Source organism: Neisseria sp. P0009.S007, from assembly GCF_051962515.1.
Window position 1 is genome coordinate 1 of the sequence record NZ_JBQCVF010000819.1, and the last position, 587, is coordinate 587.

Consider the following 587-nt stretch of genomic DNA (forward strand, 5'->3'; position numbering starts at 1 on the left):
GCCGCGTCGGCTGCTGCAAAAATGCAGCAATTGACGGAAACTTATCGAATTGAAAACACACCAACTGTCATTGTCGGTGGTAAATACAAAGTCAATTTCAACGGTAGTGACTGGAAAGCCGGTATGAAAACCATAGACGAACTCATCATTAAAGTCCGCCACGAACAATCCTCAAAACCACTTTAACTATTCAACAAAAGAAAGACGGCCTCAAGGCCGTCTGAAAACTTATGGACATTCTGATTTTATTTAAAGCACTTATTCTCGGTATCATCGAAGGTTTAACCGAGTTCCTCCCTATTTCAAGTACCGGTCACTTGATTGTATTCGGCGACTTGATGAATTTCCAAAGCAACGGAAAAGTATTCGAAATCGCCATCCAGCTCGGTGCCGTATTAGCCGTCGTATTCGAATATCGCCAACGATTTACCCATATCATAAAAGGACTAGGCAAAGAGCGAACAGCCAATCGCTTTGTGCTGAATTTATTTATCGCGTTCATCCCTGCTGCGATTGTTGGCCTCTTATTCAGTAAACAAATTAAATTGCATCTTTTCAACCCGATTACCGTTGCTACCATGCTGGTA

1 protein-coding gene and 1 pseudogene are annotated in these 587 nt (G+C 42.2%); both read left to right on the forward strand.

Annotated elements, in window-relative coordinates:
* Window positions 1-186: pseudogene (locus tag ACTHS3_RS16575) on the forward strand (thiol:disulfide interchange protein DsbA/DsbL); the annotation flags it as partial.
* Window positions 187-230: 44 nt separating this feature from the next.
* A partial coding sequence (locus ACTHS3_RS16580) for an undecaprenyl-diphosphate phosphatase (RefSeq protein ID WP_440368583.1) occupies window positions 231-587 on the forward strand: 357 nt, incomplete at its 3' end.